This is a genomic window from Methylotuvimicrobium buryatense 5G (assembly GCF_000341735.1).
In the GTDB taxonomy this organism is placed as follows: domain Bacteria; phylum Pseudomonadota; class Gammaproteobacteria; order Methylococcales; family Methylomonadaceae; genus Methylotuvimicrobium; species Methylotuvimicrobium buryatense.
The window spans coordinates 1,686,936-1,705,851 of sequence record NZ_KB455575.1 but is presented as its reverse complement, the minus strand read 5'-3'; the positions used below and the strand labels follow the sequence as shown (position 1 = coordinate 1,705,851).

Annotated in this window: 7 protein-coding genes; all 7 read right to left on the bottom strand. The window is 51.4% G+C overall.

Annotation, left to right across the window (positions count from 1 at the left end):
- Positions 1-1,097: 1,097 nt before the first annotated feature.
- Positions 1,098-2,759: a diguanylate cyclase gene (locus METBU_RS0107615; protein ID WP_017840046.1), complete on the bottom strand. Its 1,662-nt coding sequence runs from the start codon at positions 2,757-2,759 to the stop codon at positions 1,098-1,100.
- Positions 2,737-3,144 (bottom strand): response regulator, encoded by a 408-nt coding sequence (locus tag METBU_RS23620; protein WP_014149319.1) that lies wholly within the window; start codon positions 3,142-3,144, stop codon positions 2,737-2,739. The genes METBU_RS0107615 and METBU_RS23620 overlap by 23 nt, the downstream gene beginning before the upstream one ends.
- Before the next feature lie 86 nt (positions 3,145-3,230).
- Positions 3,231-6,782 (bottom strand): PAS domain S-box protein, encoded by a 3,552-nt coding sequence (locus tag METBU_RS25210; protein ID WP_017840044.1) that lies wholly within the window; start codon positions 6,780-6,782, stop codon positions 3,231-3,233.
- Positions 6,779-9,718 carry a PAS domain S-box protein gene (locus METBU_RS0107600; protein ID WP_017840043.1) on the bottom strand — a complete coding sequence of 980 codons (2,940 nt, stop codon included), beginning with the start codon at positions 9,716-9,718 and terminating at the stop codon, positions 6,779-6,781. Before METBU_RS0107600 ends, METBU_RS25210 begins: the two co-directional genes overlap by 4 nt.
- Positions 9,715-10,782: an HD-GYP domain-containing protein gene (locus tag METBU_RS0107595; protein ID WP_017840042.1), complete on the bottom strand. Its 1,068-nt coding sequence runs from the start codon at positions 10,780-10,782 to the stop codon at positions 9,715-9,717. Before METBU_RS0107595 ends, METBU_RS0107600 begins: the two co-directional genes overlap by 4 nt.
- Complete coding sequence (locus METBU_RS25205; RefSeq protein WP_017840041.1) at positions 10,772-14,578, bottom strand: PAS domain S-box protein; 3,807 nt, start codon at positions 14,576-14,578, stop codon at positions 10,772-10,774. Before METBU_RS25205 ends, METBU_RS0107595 begins: the two co-directional genes overlap by 11 nt.
- On the bottom strand, positions 14,575-18,831 hold the full coding sequence (locus METBU_RS23600; protein ID WP_017840040.1) for a PAS domain S-box protein: 4,257 nt from the start codon (positions 18,829-18,831) through the stop codon (positions 14,575-14,577). The genes METBU_RS25205 and METBU_RS23600 overlap by 4 nt, the downstream gene beginning before the upstream one ends.
- Positions 18,832-18,916 lie beyond the last annotated feature (85 nt).

The following is an 18,916-nucleotide window of genomic DNA, read 5'->3' as shown; positions in this document are numbered from 1 at the left end:
TGATAGAATCTATATGGTTGCAATTTTATCTGCCTTCCTATTTCCTGATTAGCAAGATGCTTCAGCTTGCTGAAGCCAATTGTCCGAGCAGTGACCAGTCGTAGCCACTTCTGCGGGACGGGTTATTTAACCCGTCCCCAACGTTTCGGTTTGCCCTAAACATTTCGGCTAACTTCGGCCAAAGTCAAAACGTTTAGGACGGGGTTGCAAACCCCGTCGTGCTAGGGATATGCTGGTTTTTGGGCTTTAGCTGAAGAAACTTGCTAATCAGGTCCTATTTTGTAAATTAAAGAGCGAGTTCAGCGATCAACCTGTTTTTTGAGATAGGAGACTGAACAATTAACCTCAATTTGTTTGCATTACCTCGGTATTGAATAAGTTAACTGTAATTATGTAACTATTCAGCCCCCAAAAACTGTTTTAGGGCAATAAGCCAGGAAAATGTTCAAGAAGTACGAATAATTACAATTAACTCGGCCGCCTTTTATTAATAGACACCCTGTATCAATACACCAAGATAGTTTATGCAATAAGAAGGCCATTTTCTAAAAGTAAAACATTTTCCAAGCTTAATAATTTAAAAAGGCTATTTAAATTAAACTACTAGAGGGAATCAATATTCGTTGAATTTAGCGTGCCTGTCATTAGAAAGCTGATTTTTTAGATAAATTGAAGTGAGGCATATGGCTCACATGTGCGGCATATGCCCTGCTTGTGAGTTAAATAACGCAGTTAAATTATCCTAAAAAGAGCAGTTGAGAGCCTCAAACTACCGTTCGCCCTGAGCCCTGTCGAAGGGTGAACGGTAGTTTGAGGCCTCACCAAGCCGGTGAAAGTGTTGTAGACCCTTCATGCTTCGACTTAGCTCAGCACGAACGGTCTACAACACATGTCAACAGCTCTTTTAAGGATTATACCTTTCGCACTTCAAATTTCGGCATTGCCTAAGGAGGCACCGGGGTGCTTGGCAAAGGTTTTGCCAGCATGGATGCTGGCATAGAGCCTACATGGACGTATTCACGGCGTCCTTTGACGGCCCCCCGGTGCCGAATTTTGATCTGTGATGGGTATAATTCGCCGGATTATGATCTTATTTTTTATTCCATGGTGCGGGCGATACAGGTTCTGTTGCGTCCTTCCCGCTTGGCTTGATATAACGCGTTATCGGCGATGGCAAGGAGTTCTGTTCCGATTAATCGAGGAAAGTGCGCCGAGTCTGCCAGGCCAATGGACACGGTACAGTTGAATCGTTGGTTCCGAGCTTGAAAATGAATATTGGCGAATTGATGGCGGATGTCGTCCAAAAGCCGATAGGCATCGTCTTGATCGCACTCCGCTAGGACTGCGGCGAATTCCTCTCCGCCGTAACGGCCGATGATGTCCGAATGGCGAAGGCGTTGACGTAGCAGCATGGCCAGCGAGGCGATGACGTTATCGCCGACCGTGTGTCCGTAGGTATCGTTGACTAATTTAAAATTATCGATATCCAGCATCGCGATCGAGACCGGTTTGCCGTTACGTTGAGCTTGGGCCGTTTCCAAATCGGCTGCTTCTTTGATACTGGCATGCTTCAATAAGCCGGTCAGGCTGTCTTTAGTGATGAGAGAAGTCAATCGGCGCGCTCTTTCGATACGCGCGCGTGTTGCGCCAATCAATTGCGCATCCGATATCGGTTTCATTAAGAAATCGTCGGCCCCCTGGCCCATGGCCAGAATTTGTATGTCGAGATCGCTTTCGGAGGAAAGAAAGACTATCGGCAGGCCCGACCATTCGTCGTATTGGCGAATGACTCCGGCAAGATCGAGACCGGTAAAGTTGGGCATATGCAAGTCCAACAAGATTATTTCCGGCCGGAAATTCGCGATTTTGGTTATAACGGCTTCGGGCTGTTGCAAAACTTCCGCCTGCATGCCAGCGATAGCCAAAACCAATTGATAGTGGGCGGCTAGATCGTTGTCGTCGTCGATGATCAAAACACGCTGGGGAGGCGCTCTTCTTTTTTCCAGAATGTGCATCATGCGATTGATCAAAATCGTGATGTCAACCGGTTTGACAAAATACCCCTCGGCCCCGAGCCGCGCCGCGCGAACCCGCGAGTTGAAATCGTCGGTCGACGAGACAAACAAAAGCGGACAGTCTAGCGACTTTAAGGTGATTCTATCCTGGAGAAGGATGGAGTCTTGTTCGGACGGGCGATGTAATAATACGTTCATGATCAGCAAATCCGGGCGCTCGAATTGCGAGGCGGTTTCCGCGTCTCGGATAGATTTGAACAAATGGACTTCGAAGTTGAAAGACTCTAATTGGCGAACCAACTCTTGTTCGAATGCCGCATCATCCTCGATCAGCCAAACTCGCACGGTCTTGTCGATAGGCATGTCCGATGCCATTGCAAGCGAGGCGTCCGATTGATTTTCAGTCGGTTGAATGACATCTTTAAGTGCGCCAATGCCTTTAATAATCGATTGCCGGATTTTATCGTCGATCTCGCCGGAACGGTCTTCAAGCCATGCTTGGAGGCGGATTTCCAAAATTCGCGCTGCTTTGCCAAGCGCAGGCACTCCGAATGTACCGCATGAACCTGAAAGTTTATGTAGGCGATGATGCAATTCGTTAAGAGCGGCGACATCGATGCCGGGTTTGGTCAGGTTTTCGGCGATGGCCTTTAAGCTGTTTAATTCGACCGGTAAACGCTTTAAAAACTGGGCGCGTAATCGCGATAGTTGTTCCTGGGCATCACACTGCTTGGATCGGGGCATTTTGTTCTCGTTTTTCCCAAATTATGCGGATTTGGTCGGCCAAGGTCATCGGGTCGAACGGTTTGGCGATGACATCGACTGCGCCTAACGATTTGTAATACGCAATTTCAGACGGTTGAATCTTGGCGGTCATAAAGACTATCGGAATTTCAGCGATGATAGGTTGTTCGCGTAAACGATTGAAAGTCGTCGGGCCGTCCATGCCTGGCATCATAACATCGAGTAGGATTAAATCCGGCATGAAATCGGCCGTTTCGGTCAAGGCTTCCTCGCCGGAAGAGCAGATTTTTACAGTGAAGCCGCCTACCATTTCCAATGCCAGTTTCGCCACGGTCTGAATGTCGGGTTCGTCTTCTACATAGAGTATGCGTTGAAATGTGCTCATAAAAGAATTCCCTGGATGGAATGGGTTAATTACGGATAGCGAAGGCGTTTTGGTTTGATACGTTTGTTCAATCGAAAACAGGAATTTTACACTTTCCATATCGGCATTTCGAAATAGAAACTTGCGCCTTCGCCTTCGATCGACTCGAAACCAATCCGGCCGCCCATACGTTCGATCAATTCTCTGGAGATGGCCAGGCCCAATCCGGTGCCGCCTTTTTTTCGCGTGTCCGAAGCGTCGGCTTGGGCGAATTTTTGAAAAACACGATCGCGGAAGCCGTCCGGAATACCGGGACCACGGTCGGCGACCGTTATCCGTATGGATTCGTTAATTTGTTTTACGTTGATGTAAACGTCGCCTCCATCGGGAGAAAATTTAACGGCGTTGGACAATAAGTTCGATAATACTTGTTGTAAACGTTGTGCATCCGCATAGATATCGACCTTTGGACTTTCGCCGGTCAGTATTAACGATACTCGACGTCCGATACCATAGGTTCGGTTAGCATCGACTGTCTGTTCGATCAACGGCATCAAATCTTGCTTTTGCATATTGAATTGGATCTTGCCGCCTGCGATTTTCTCCATGTCGAGTAAATCGTCGATCAGGTCGGCCAAGCGTCGACTATTATCATAGGCAATGCTTATTATCTCAAGCACGGGTTTGGGTAATTCGCCCAGTACGCCGCCATTAAGCAAGCCTAATGCGCCGGATATCGACGTGAGCGGCGTGCGCAGTTCATGACTGACGGTGGCAACGAATTCGTTTTTCATGCGGTCGACGCGCTTGCGCTCGGTGATGTCTCTGACCATGCCGACATACATGGCCTGACCCTGAAGGATAACTTCGGAGATGGCCAACTCCATTGGGAATAACTCACCGTTTTTACGAAGGCCTTCGATTTCTCGTCCGATACCGATGATTTTGGCGATGCCTGTCGATTGGTAATTGTGTAAATAACTGTCGTGGGCGTCGCGGTGCGGATTAGGCATCAATATGTTGATATTACGACCGACGATATCGGCGGCTTGATAGCCGAAAATTCGTTCCGCCGCCGGATTGAAGGAATCGATTTTGCCGGTTCGATCGATCGTGATAATACCGTCCACAATAGTATCGAGAATGGCTTTGGTATGTAGGCTTTGTTCTTTGAGCGCGGCTTCGGCTCGCTTACGTTCGGTGATATTTTGGGCAATACCGAGATATCCGGTAACGTCGCCCTTATCGCTACGCATTGTCGTGACCACAAGCGATACCGGAATGTGCCGGCCATCCTTGCGAATATAAGTCCACTCGCGAGTTTCCGCGCCCTCTTGTTCGGGTTTTTCGATAAAGACTCGAAAGCCTTCTACCGGGCGACCGAATTCCTGGCTCAATTCCAGGCCGCGTGCCGCGACTTCTTCGGCCTTATGGAACAGAGCGGGCGTTTTTTTGCCGATGACTTCCGCCGAGGAAAAACCCAGCATGCGTTCGGCTCCCGGATTAAAGGTCGTGATGATGCCTGCTACATCGGTAGCGATAATCGACATTTCCGAGGCCGCATTCAATACGCTAGTCAGCAAATGAGTCACGCGTTTGCGTTCGCTTTCGGCACGCATGCTTTCAGTGATATCCACTGCACGTCCGGCGTGGCGGATAATTTGGCCGTTACCGTCTTTAACGGGAAAAGATTGCGCGTGTACCCAGCGGATGTTGCCGTCCGGAGTCGCGATACGGTATTCCATATCGAATTGGCCGCTGTGCCGGTATTGGTTCATTTTTTGGAAAAAAACCGGCTTGTCGTCTTCAAAGATCGATTCGGCGAAAGAGCTCGGGTCGTCGTATAAGCTTTGGCAGCTTCTGCCCCATATCTTTTCGTAGACCGGGTTGATGTAAATTAAACGGTCGTTATCCGCATTGCGGAGCCAAAATACTTCTCTGATGTTTTCGGTTATATGGCGTTGTTTTTCTTCGCTTTCACGAAGCGCAGCTTCGGCTTGTTTACGGTCGGTGATGTCGAGAATAAAGCCGTCGAGAAAGTCGATATTGCCGGCAATGCCGGCTATTGCCGTTCCTTTCTCGTAAGCCCAGCGGATCGATCCGTCTTTATGAAGGATTCGGTATTCTAATTCCCACCCGGTTCCGGATGCGATCGCGTCATAAACCGATCGCTCCACTCGCTCTGTATCGTCGGGGTGAATAATGCTGGCGTAACTGCGCATCGAGTTGTCGATAAAGTCGCTGGCCGGATAGCCGCTGATGTTGTCGACGATGGCGCTCATGTAGAGCATCGTCCAATTCTCGTCCAGTTTGCAGCGGTAAACGATGCCGGGAATGTTGTTGACCAGCGACTGATATTGGTCGCGATTTTGTTTCAAATCGGCCGTTCTGGCTTGAACTTGTCGTTCTAATCCCGCTAGGATTTCGGATTGCTCGTTAAAACTGTCCGTCAAGCGTTGAGCCATCTCATTCAACGTCGTGCTCAGGTTGTCGTATTCCATGATGGGACTGGCAGGCAGATTCGGTTTGAGACCGTTGCCGATGGCATCGGCCAAACCGAAACTTGCTGCCTCGAGATTGCGTAGCGAATGCGTCAGCCAGCGGCTTAGTAGGTAGGAAACGATAATGCCCGACAGTAATAGCAGCGCCAATGACAAGAACAACGGCAGGCGGCCTTTTTCGAAATCCAGCACCAAGGATTCGGCATCTTGTTCGATATACACTTGCGCGACATCCGCAACACCGGTGAGCGCTATGCTGGTCAAGTAACGCCCTCGCTTCCAACGTTCCATGGCGGCCAATTTGCCGTATGGTAGCCAGATGGCTAGACCTTTGTCGAGTGGTTTGATTTGGCCGGTTTGCTTGTCGATGGCAGCTAATTTACCCTGCTCGATTAATACGCGTCCATCGTGGTCTAGCAAGGCCAGGCTCGTTTGTGGCGACAGTTGCGCTCGTGCTAGATGATTTTGCCAGGTCTTAATCTCGACGCCAGGCACGGAAGCGATATCGGCAGCGACTCGTTGCGCGATTTGTTCCAACCGTTCGAGCATGAACGCTTCATGGCGATCTCGTTGGGCGTTGCTTTCGACAATAATCGGTATGGCGCCGGCCAAGAGTATCGAGCATAACAAGACATGGAATAACAATTCGAACAACGACGGCCTAACGCGGTCGGATTGCATTGTAGACCGGAATACTGTCTGAACGACGAGGAGAATAATGCCGGCAACCAAGGCATTGAACAGTCCGTTCAACGGTTGTTTAAGCGCAATCAATAGCGTCGATTGCCATTCCATGCCGATGATGCCGTGATAGAACACCAAGATCAACGGCAGGCCAAGAAAAACCCAGAAGACGAGATCGGCCAGGATTAAATTACGCAGTCCGCGGCGATAAAGCAATGCCACGGTCAACGCTTCAGCGGTAAAAGTGATCAGAGCGTAGGGTTGGTTCCAGAGCACCAAGGTGTAGAGACCGCCGACCGCGGCAATGACCGTGGTGGCGACAGGACCGAGTAGAGCCGCGGCAAGCATTGCCGCGATGGACCCGAAAATGAAATCGACGCCGTAGAAAAGCGGCATGTTCAGCCAGTTGCCGGTCCATGCTAGAAAGGCCAAAATCGCGGAAAGCGCAAGGGTTTTACGGTCGATCGAAATCATAAGGCTATTTTTGACGAGTCGCCGGCGACAAGCGGTAAGGTAATAAAAAAAGTCGTGGCTTTATCTGGTTCGGATTCGTAGCCGATAATGCCGTTCATGCGTTCGACCAATTCTTTGGTAATTGCCAGTCCGAGCCCCGTGCCGCCTTTTTTTCTGGAATCCGAGGCATCGGCTTGAGCGAATTTTTGAAAAATGTGTTTGCGGAATGAGGCCGGTATGCCGAAACCCCGATCGCTGACTTCGATTCTAGCCAGATTGCCGGTACTCAGAACGGCGATATCCACCGTTTCGCCTTTTGGGGAAAATTTAGCCGCATTCGATAACAAATTGGCGAAGATTTGTTGAAGGCGCTGGGCATCGACATCGACATGCAAGGCATCATCGCGTTGCGTTATTCTGAGGGTAACGCCGAATTGGTCCGCATAGGCTTGATTATCCTCGAGAGCTTGTTCGACCAGAGGCATCAGCGCTTGCGGGCGAAGATCGAAATTTAATTTGCCGGCGATCAATTTTTCCATGTCGAGCAAATCGTTGATCAGCATGGACAAGCGCCGACTGTTTTTGTAGGCGATCGCTACGATTTCATCAACGGTGCCGGGGAGTTCGCCCAAGGCGCCTCCGGCCAGCAATCCTAGCGAGCCGGCTATCGCGGTCAATGGCGTGCGCAATTCGTGGCTCACGGTCGAGATGAACTCGTTCTTCATGCGATCGTTGCGTTTGCGTTCGGAGATATCTTCGATGATCGACCAAATCATTTTCTTGCCCGACAAGTCTTCGACGACCATGCCGTTTAGCAAAACCGGATATCGGTCGCCGTTTTTCTTGATGTATTCTTTTTCGTAGGGGCCGTAGCGACCGGTGTTCTTCATGCTTTCCGATTGCTGCCTTTCTTGCGCTTCGTATTCTTGAGGGGTTATTTCAAAATAACTGAGTGCCAAAAATTCTTCGCGGCTGTACCCGGTCGGCGCCAACAAGGCATTGTTGATCTCGACGAAGCGGCCGGTGGCGTAATCGTTGAGCGCGATACCGACCGGCGAGAGTTCGAACAGACCGCGTAGCCGGGTTTCGCTCTCGTTCAAAGCCTGAATGGCCGTCTTTTGCTCGGAAATATCGGCATGCGTGCCGTACATCATCAAAGGCTTGCCGTCTTTCGTCCTGCTAACGACGCGGCCTCGGTCATGGACCCATACCCAATGACCTTGTTTATGCCGCATTCGGCATTGCACATCGTAGAATTTGAGTTCGCCGGAAAAATGTCGTTGAAGTAAGTCCTCGGACTGCTGTAAATCGTCGGGATGGGCTAGTTTGAGCCAGGTTTCGATACTGATTGGCTCTAGCTCGATTAAGGTATAGCCGACGATTTCGGCCCAGCGTTCGTTGAAAACGGTTTGCCCGGTTTGAATGTTCCATTCCCAGGTGCCGATATGAGTCCCTTCAATGATTGCTGAAAGCCGGCGTTGATTAATCAAAATACGTTCGGCATCGTTTTTTTCGCGGCTGATATCCGACTCGATCGCCATGAAACCTTGTAATGCGCCTTGCGTATCGTAGAGAGGGTTGCATTGAATACGAACCCAATAGGCTTGGCCGGATTTATGATAATTGATGACATCGACATTGAAGGGTTGTCGTTCAATCAGCGCCCGATGTATCTCGGCAACGGCTGCCGGGTCGGTAAGCTCTCCCTGGAGTAGGTCGCCGGGTCTGCGGCCGAGCATTTCCTCCAACCGATAGCCTGAAAGCCGGGTAAAGCCTTCGTTGATCCATTCCACGCGGCCTTCGGTGTCGGTGATGATGACGCCGTTGGTGGTTTGGCTTGCGACGCGCGATAGGCGCGTCAATTCGGCTTGATTTCGATCATGCAGCCGTTTGACGCGTGCGGCTTCGATTAATTGACCTAGCGTCGTCAGTAACAGATGCAGGAATTCCACCCATTCGGAGTCGTAACCGCCTGGACGGTTGGCAATGCCGATCATTGCTACGAGCTTTCGGTCGTAATGAATCGGAATGCCCAGAAAGGCTTTCAACGGAGGATGGCCGGGAGGCAGTCCGCCGCGTCTCGGGTCATGCTCGGGATCGTTGGCGATCAGCGGTTTTTCAGAAGTGATGACGGTACCGAATAAATTTTTAAGGTTGGAAAACTCCATGCCTTGCTCCGCATTCGCGTCGTAAAATGCGCGCGTTTCGTCGTTCCAAGCGATGTTGGTAATCGCCCGAGTCTTTAGGTAGGGAATTCCGTTTTCGCGATGTAATATCTCGGCAATGAATCCGTATTCGCTATCGGTTATATTGAGTATGTCCGACAACAGGTCATCGAAAGCCCGGCTACGGTTCGATTCGAGAATGAATTGAGATTGGGCGCGCGAAATGATCTCGGCTATATGTTTTTGTCGATCGAGAGCCGCTTCCGCCGATTTTATGTCGCTAATGTTACGGCAAATCAGCAAAGATCGAGCGACGAGCCTCACAATATCTTGAGCGCAAGCGCTAAGATCGCTCAGCACTTTGCGTTGTTCCGGCGTCAGCCGTTTCGGCTCGCGGCTCATGATGCAAAAGGTTCCGATAGCCAAGCCGTCTTCGGTCAATAACGGCGCTCCAGCATAGAAGCGGATAGTGCTCGGGCCGGCGACGAGAGGGTGTGCATTAAAGCGATTGTCGATCCGGGCGTCCGGGACTTCGAAGATTTCGTTTTTGAGGAGGGTATGCGCGCAAAACGAGAGTTCGCGTGGCGTTTCGGTGATGTCGAGGCCCAAACAGGACTTGAACCATAGCCGATGTTCGTCGACCAGCGCGATCAGCGCAATAGGCGCGCCGAGGCTCTGCCGGGCCAGGCGGGTTAGTCGGTCGAATCGCTCTTCCGGTTCGGTATCGAGAATGCCGAGCGTGTGTAATGCTTTTATCCGCTCGACCTCGGTGTGGCTTTGTGTCTTTATCAATGCGCTGAAGATTCCGCGAAACGCCCGCGGATTTCGAGGATGGCCGGAAACTGTTGTTCGAAAATATCGACCAGATCCGGGTCGAAATGTTTACCGCGATTTTCCTTGATTAAATCCCAGGCCGCCTCGACGGTCCAGGCTTTTTTGTAGGGGCGTACCGAAGTCAAGGCGTCGAATACGTCGGCCAATGCCGCGATGCGTCCAGCTATCGGAATGTTAATGCCGGACAGTCCGTTGGGGTAACCGCTGCCGTCCCATTTTTCGTGATGCGTCAATGCGATTTCGCGTGCCATGCGTAGCAAATCCGAATCGTCGCCTTCCAATAATTTCGCGCCGATGACGGCATGCGTTTTCATGACTTCCCATTCCTGCGGTTCGAATTTGCCCGGTTTTAGCAGTATCGAATCGGGAATACCGATTTTGCCGATATCGTGCATCGGGCTGGCGTTCAAAATCAAGTCGCATTGATCGTCGCTCCAGCCGAGTGCTCGGGCGAGCAGGGCGCAGATGTGGCTCATGCGTAAAATGTGATTGCCGGTTTCCTCGTCGCGGTATTCGGAAGCCATGCCCAAGCGTTGCACTATCTGTAGACGAGTGCGGTACAGTTCTTCGGTGCGCGCTCTCACCATGTTTTCCAGCACCGTTTTTTGATCGTGCAAAAGTCGGTGCGCCAATTGCGCCTGCAACAGATTATGCACGCGCATCAATAATTCGTTACGATCGAAAGGCTTGGTGATGAAATCGCGCGCGCCGGCCGTCAATGCGCGAAGCAAAAAATCCTTGCCGTGTTGAGCGGTCAAAATCACGATCGGCGGTAACAAAGGATCGTTTAATGCCATGAGTTGTTCCATCACCTGGAAGCCGTCCAGATAAGGCATATTGATGTCGAGTAGAATCAAATCGGTTCGCGCTTCGCGGAAGCGATCGACGACTTGGCGCGGGTCGTCGATCAAAATCCGGTTTCGGTAACCTTGTTGTCCGAGCATTCTGTCCAATAGCTTGAGATTAGCCGGTTCGTCGTCGACGATCAGAATGCGTTCATTGCTTAGAGAATCAGAGGGCATGAGGTTTTCCGTCGGCGTTGTGTTTAAAACGGTCTATGCATTTGAGAAATTCTAGCACATCCAAGGGTTTCGTCAGATAATCGGCAAAGCCTGCGGCCATGCCGCGTTCGATATCGCTGCGCATGGCATTGGCGGTGACCGCGATCACCGGAATGTCTCGGGTGGCGGGGTTATTCTTTAAGTGGCGCAACATTTCGAATCCGTCTATATCCGGCAGATTGATATCGAGCAGGATCAAATTCGGATGTTCGTGTGCGACGATTGCCAGTCCGTCCATGGCATTGACGGCAGTAAACAATTCCATGTTTTGGCGAGCGGCGAGAATTTTTTGTACCAGTCTCAAATTGGCCGGATTGTCTTCGACATAGAGCAATTTGCACTGGCTAGGGATGTTATTCGAGGCGTTTATTGCCGGCAGTTTAGCTGGAACGGTCGGGGCTTCGGTATCGAGCAAAACGGCCGACGGCAATTCGAACCAGAAAACACTGCCTTCGCCGGGGGTGCTGTCTACCCCGATCTCGCCATGCATGGATTCGACCAGTTTTTTCGCCAGCGCCAGACCGATTCCGGTACCTTCGATTCCCTGATAGGCCGATTCGAGTCGCTCGAAAGGCTTGAACAGGCGGGGCAGCAATTTCTCGGATATGCCGTAGCCGGTGTCTTTGACACCGATTCGGAGTCTATCGGGGCCGGCGGAGATGCAATCGATGGCTATCCGCCCGCCGTCGCGGTTGTATTTAACCGCATTAGACAGTAGATTCAGTAACACTTGCTTGAGTCGAGTCGAATCGGCCACAACCGAACAATTGTCGATTGATTCAAAACAGATTGCGATGCCGCGTTGTTCGGCCAGCGGTTTGATCTGTTTGACGCAGGATTGGAGAAGCGGGCCGATCGCGATGATATCGAGGTTGAGCTCGATACGACCGCTTTCGATGCGGCTCAGGTCTAGGACTTCATTGATCAGCGTCAAAAGATGGCTGCCGGCCTGGAGTATTTCTTGAAGGTTGTCGGCCTGCATGACGGTCAACGGTTGTTCGGCGTCGGCTTCCAATAATTGTCCGAAACCGAGAATGGCGTTGAGCGGCGTGCGCAATTCATGACTCATGCGCGAGAGAAATTCCGATTTGGCGGCATTGGCGCGCTCGGCTTCTTCGCGGGCGGCGATTAGCATGGCCTCGGAACGTTTACGTTCGGAAATGTCTCTGACAAAGGCGAAAAACAGGCGCTCGCCGCCTAGCTCGTTCAATGTGACATTAACTTCCACATCCAGCAAAGTCCCGTCTATGCGGCGGTGGCGGGTGTCGAATCGGTCCTTGCCTTGCTCTATCACTTTAGCGATATGAGCCTCGAGTTGTTTCGGCGTTTCCAATGCTTCGATGTCGGCTATGTGCAAACCGAGCAGTTCGTCTCGGGTGTAATCGAGCATGGCGCAATAAGCGTCGTTGCAATCGCGGATTCTGCCTTGCAGATCGGCGGTGAAAAAGCCGTCGATCGCGGCGTCGACGATCATTGCATTGCGGCGGCTTTGTCTTTCCAGTTCCGCGGTGCGTTCGAGCACGCGTTGTTCGAGCTCCAGGTTGAGCCGTTTCAGTTCTATTTCGGTGCGTTTCCGTTCGGTGAGATCGGTGATTACATTGGCGAAAGCGATGGGGTTACCATCGCTATCTTTGATTAAGAAAACGCTATGGATAGTCGATATCACGCGTCCGTCGACGGCGGTAATGTCGAATTCGCCTGTCCAGAACTCGTTTTGCAATACTTCCGGTAAAATCCGGGACTTCAATTCCATTATTTGATTTTCTTGATAGAAATCGAAAAATGTATAATCGCCGACCTCGGCGTTTTCCGGAACTGCCAACAGGCGCCTCAGGGCAGGATTGAAATAATTGACTTTACCGGTAAGATTCGCCCAGCCGATGCCTTGGACCGAGGCGTCCGCCAACATCTGCAACATCTCTGCGCGTTGTTGTATCGCCCGGCGTTCGGTTACGTCTTGGCCGGTACAGAGTAGCCCCGAAGTCGTTCCATTGGCATCGCGCATAATCTCGGAATGCCATTCGATGTCCCGTTCTTCGCCGTTTCGAATAACGATGGGGTTGATGTTGCCTTGTGCCGGTTCTTCGTGAACGGCACTGCGGAATATTTGACGAATTCGATCTCTGTCGCGTTTCGGTAAGAATGATGCGAACCATTCTTTACTAATGATTTCGTGCAACCGATAACCGGTTAACTCTTCGAAATATCGGTTGACATGCAGAATGAATCCTTGCGGGTCGAGGAGTAGTACGATGACCGGTGCGGTGTTGATCAAGCTGTTAGTGAAATCGCGTTCCTGCAATAGTTCTTTTTCCACCTGTTTGCGGCCGCTGATGTCGAGAAACGAGACCATCATGCATAAAGGCGCGCCATCTTGGTCGTTTACCATGCAGGCCGATAATTGTACTTCAACCGTCGAACCGTCGAAGCGCTTGGCGATTAAGTCGCCTTGCCATCGGCCCTTTACGGACAGATTATCGATGACCGCTTCCGCCTCGTCGGGGTATTTCCAGAATTCGAGTGCCGAGCGGCCGATGGCCGATCCAGTATCCGGTAAATGCCATAGCTCGGCGAAAGCCGGATTGACATAGGAAAGCTTGGCGTCCGGTCCGGCGATCGCGATCGGGGTGATGGAAGCGTCGACTGCTGCATTCTTGATATGTAAGCCGGCCTCGGCTTGCCGTCGAGCGGTATTGTCGGTGATTCGACCTTCAATAAAAAGTAGCTTACCGTTTCTGGCGAAGACACCTCTTCCGTATTCGCAGACCCAACGAATCTCTCCGTTTCGAGTCAAAATTCGATAATCGATTTCAAATTCGCGGCGCTTGCTAATAGCGGCCTGAACTTCGTTCCAAACGCGTTCGGTGTCGTCCGCGTGAATCAGTTCGTTATAATTCAGGCTTCTCGGCGCTAGAAAGTCCTTTGTAGAATAACCGGTAAGCTGTTCGACGCCGCCGGTCATGAAATCCAGAGTCCAAGCCCGGTCGTTGCGGCAGCGGTAGACGAAGCCGTTGAGCGTATCGAGCACCCGCGATAGCGTATCGTTGGCCAATCGACCGGTCGTGTGTATCAACCACGCAAACGAAAGTGCGATCAAGATCGCGCATAGCGCTTTCGGCAATTGCACCGGCAGTCCTGTGATTTCGGCAAAGTGTTGCGCGGTCGGTAGCCATGGCAACAAAGACAAACCGGTTGATACGAATAAAGTCAAGAAACCGTAGACGGCGAATGCCGCGGCTACGGCAAATAACCAACGAATATTTATTTCGCCTTTGCCGCCATAGGCGGGATCTTGGCGGCTTGCCAATAGCACGTAACTTGCCAAATACGCTCCCGGAGCACCGGCAAAATAGCGAAGACTAAACTCTATTCCCGCGAAAGGGTCGTTTGAATTGACGGCGATAGCTATGCTGAGGGCCGTTAACATGCCGTAGAGCGGTAATGCCGGTAGACGTATTGCAGCGGATATCGAATTCAAACTGCGCCGTCCGAATTCCAAGAGCGCGCAGAATGAGACGGTTAAGAGTAGAGCGCTTGCGATTGTTAGCCAGCTCGCATCGTTGTGTAAGCGCTCTCCTTCGATTAGCTCCAGAAAGCCGTGCAAAAAACCGAACCCCGCCAACCAATTTAAATGCCGGAAAACAAACAAGGCGTTGTTTGGTTTCGGTAATACGGAAACTACCGCGCCCAAGCAAAAAAAAGCTAAAGCGTAGATTTGAAAGATCATGCCGAGATAGGTTTCGCACCACGCGTTCATGATGAATCCGGATCTTTTTGAATGCGGTTAAGCAAATCTTCCAAAACGGCGTTGAATTGCGTGATGTCCAACGGCTTGGTTAAATAGTCCGCGAAGCCGGCCGCTTTGCCCTGTTCGATATCGCGCGGCATCGCATTGGCGGTGATTGCGATGACCGGTGCGGACTTAACGATAGGATCGTTTTGAAAAATGGATAATACCTGAAAACCGTTCAAATTCGGCATGTTGATGTCGAGTAGAATGAGGTCGGGGCGGTGCGCTCGGGCTAAATCGATGCCCAGTTCCGGTGTGTGGGCCGTGATGAGACGAATGTGCCGTTGTCTTTCGAGTATTTGAGAGACGAGCCGGATATTTGACGGATTGTCTTCGATATAGAGCACGAGCTGTTGCCTCGAGCGACTCTGCAATGCCGGTTTTTCGATGGCTGCAGATGTTTTAGGCGGTTCCGATAAGGTCGGGTTCGATGCCGCCGGAAGCGTAATCATGAAACGGCTGCCCACGCCGACTTCGCTTTCGACTTCGATCGCGCCGCCCATCATTTCAACGATGCGGCGAGAGATGGTCAGTCCGATGCCGGTGCCTTCGATAGCGCTGTTTTCAGCGTCGAGACGGTTGAACGGTTGAAAGAGTTCATGTAAACGTTCCTTCGGGATACCGCGTCCGGTATCGGTTATTTGTATTGACAAGTATTCGCTGTCTTTAGGCATGGCCTCTACGGCCACTAAGCCGCCTTCGCGATTATATTTGATCGCATTAGAGATCAAATTGAGTAGCGTTTGTTTGAGCCGTGTTTGGTCGGCTTGGACAGTAAAGTCTTCTTGCGCATTGTTGCGGAGGCTTATTCGGCGTTTATCCGCTTGTGTGGATACCAGGCTCAGGCATTCCTCGATAATCGGTGCGACCCTTACGGGCTCTATGGATAACGAAATCCGACCGGATTCGATCTTGGCTAAATCCAATATTTCGTTGATTAAATCGAGTAGATGCCGGCCGGCCTTGAGAATTTCCCCTACATCCTCTTTTTGTGTATCGCTCAAGGTTTCGTCGTATTGCAGCAGTTGACCGAAACCGAGAATCGCGTTCATCGGCGTGCGCAACTCGTGGCTCATGTTTGAGAGAAAGTCCGATTTAGTCTGGTTGGCGCGTTCTGCGATGACTCGGGCGGTAATTAATGCCTGTTCGGCTCGTTTGCGCTCGGTAATGTCTCGCGCGAGGCCGACGAAGAGGAGGTCATCGGATAGTTTGATTTGGCTGAAGGCAATTTCGAGTGGAAAAATGTTCCCATCCGCTTTGAGTCCGGCTACTTCAAGTTGCTGATTGATGATTTTTCCGGTTCCGGTCGCGCAATAACGCTGGAGATAGTTGTCGATTTCGGATCGATGAGGCTCCGGCATCAGTTCATTGACTTTGCGGCCGACGATATCCGATTCTCGATAACCGAAGATAGCGCATGCCGCAGGATTGAATGAGTGGATAATACCGTCGGCGCCGATTGTGATGACGCCGTCGACGACCGAATCGACAATATGCTGAAAGATGCGCAGATATTTTTCGCGCTCGGCTAGCGCCAGTTCCGCGCGTTTGCGGTCGTCGATATCTTGTACCACGCCAAGCATTTGCGTGGGTTTGCCCTCGTCGCGCACCACGGCTCCTCGCTCGAGCAGCCAGCGCTCGGTGCCGTCCGGCCAAATGACGCGGTGTTCGATGTTGTAAGGCTCATCGTATTCAAGGCAGGCGCTTACAGCCTTGACAACAGCTTGCCGGTCTTCGGGGTGTATCGCGTTAAGGAAGTTTTCATAGGACGTTTCTAAATTCCCGTCCGGGTAGCCGAACAGCGGCGCGATGCGTTCGGACCAAAAAAGATCGCCGGATTGGATATTCCATTCCCAGGTGCCGATGTTCGCGAAAATTTGTCCGCGGCGCAGTCTTTCTTTGTGATATTCCACCGAGCGTTCGGCGCGTTTGATTTCGGTGATGTCGTGAAAGCTCCATACCCGGCCGCCGATTTTTCCTTCCGAAACGAGCGGTTTTGAATGGCGTTCGACTATTCTGCCGTCCGCAAATTCAAGCAGGTCTTGCGAATCTTGGCCGGAGCGATAAATGTTTTGTACAACCTTGCGAAACTCGAGCGGGTCGGCCAGTTGATGCTCAGCAGTATCCAGTAGGTGTTGGTCCGGTTGGCCGGGTAAGGCGAGTTCTTCCGGTATGCGCCACAGTTCGATAAATTGCCGGTTGGCGAAAAGAATCGAGCCGCTATCGTCGACGGCTAAAATGCCGTCCAGAGTGGATTCGAGCGTCGCGCGTAGATTTTGTTCGCCTTTTTTCAGCGCTTCGTTGCTGCGCACGCGTTCGCTAACATCCTTGATAATACCGATGAAATGCGTCAAATTGCCTTGTTCGTCATGGACCGGCGCAATCCGCAACTCGTTCCAAAACATCGATCCGTCTTTGCGGTAATTGCGTAACACGGTTTCGACTTTTTCGCCCTTTGATAAAGCCGATCGCACATGATCCAGTCCGGGTTGATGGCGGTCATTGCTGTTGAGAAATCGACAGTTTTTGCCCAATATTTCCTCGCGCGAGTAGCCTGTAATACCCTCGAACGCCTTATTAGTGAAAATGAGAGGCATATCGTGTTGGTTGGCATCGGCGATTACGATACCGCTGGTGCTGGCTTCGACCGCACGCTCCAGTAATCTTAATTGTTGTACAGACTTTTTGACATGGCTGATGTCGGTGCGGATCGAGACGTATTGATAAGGTTTTCCGTTACTGCCGAGAAAGGGAGTAATCGTGGACTCGACCCAATATAGACTGCCGTCCTTGCGCCGATTGCAAATTTCGCCTTGCCAGACCCTGCCGCCGGCGATGGTTTCCCATAAGTCGTGGTAAAATTCGGGCGAGTGTTCGCCCGATTTGACAATGCGATGGTTTTGTCCGATCAACTCTTCGCGCCGGTAGCCGCTGATTTCGCAAAATTTGTCGTTGATGTAGGTGATATTGCCGGAGCGGTCGGCGATGCTGATGATTGCGTGATGATTGATCGCCAGATGTTCTCGCTCGCGTTCGTAGAGCGTGGTTTCGAGCCGTAGACGTAATGCGCTGTTTTGTCGAGCCCTGCGCGCTCTTGCCGAAACGGCGGCGATCAAATGCCGGGGCTGTACGGGTTTCACTAAAAAATCGTCGCCGCCTAGACTGAGCGCTAACAGTTGTTGGGTCATATCGGTTTCGCCGGATAGAAATAGAATCGGCAAATGCAGATACTCGTCGCGCTCGCGTATGATAGCGGCCAATTCCGGACCGCTGGCTTCGGGCATATAAACATCGAGCACCGCGACATCGGGCGAAAAATTGTCCAGTATATTCAATATGTCGAGGGGTTGGGTCGAGGTTTTGACTTCCATTCCGGCCGCTTGCAATTCAGCCGCGTGCGCATTGACTATGAGCGGATCGTCATCGATCAATAACACCCGATAAGGCTTGGTCGGGTGGCGTCCGGTCAGTGCATCCAAAATATCGACGATGCGTTCGGAATTGACCGGTTTTACAAGATAGCGGGAGGCGCCGGCGCGAAACGCGGCGAGTCGTCCAGCGATATCGTCTCGTACCGAGACGATGATGACCGGAGTTTCGGAGTCTTTGCCAAGATTTTTTATATGGCTAACGGCTTCCGCGCCTGCAAGATTCCCATCGGGGAATATCATGTCCATGATCACGGCGGCCGGCGGTTCCGCGTTCGGCTCTGTGAATAGGGTTTGAAATTGCGTAGGTTCGGAGAATACGCGTGTGCGAAACCCGTTTTTCTGTAAAACGCTTTGCAAATGTAGCGCTTGATCGACATCGTCTTCAATTATGTCGATCAAAGGCGAATGGTTGGCGCGTTTCGGTGTCGGCGGCGGAGGAAGGCTGGGGGCGTCGGTTGGCAACTCTAGGCTGGCGAGACGGCTTAAACTATCGAACGCTAGGCCGACGGCTTGCCATTCCATATCGGTAGGGGTTTTGCCGGATCGAAGTAAATCCGACAAGCGTATTTCCATGTCGCGCGCGGCATCCGAGAGCGCCTGCATGCCGAATGTACCGGCCGAGCCGGTTAATCCATGAACCAGACGATGCAAGGTTGCCGCTTCTTCGGGGCGCCATGCTGAAGCATCTATCTTCTGAAATTGCGAACGAATAGCGCCGATTCGCTCCGGCAGTCGGTCGATGAATTCAGTTTGCAATTCTTTCAGGGCGTCGGAAAATTGGGATTGCATGGCTTGGTTTTAGAGATACTTTTGAAAAGGCTATAAAGCATCAGGGTGCGCATCGCGCACTTGGGTCGGAATCTGTTGTCGGGTT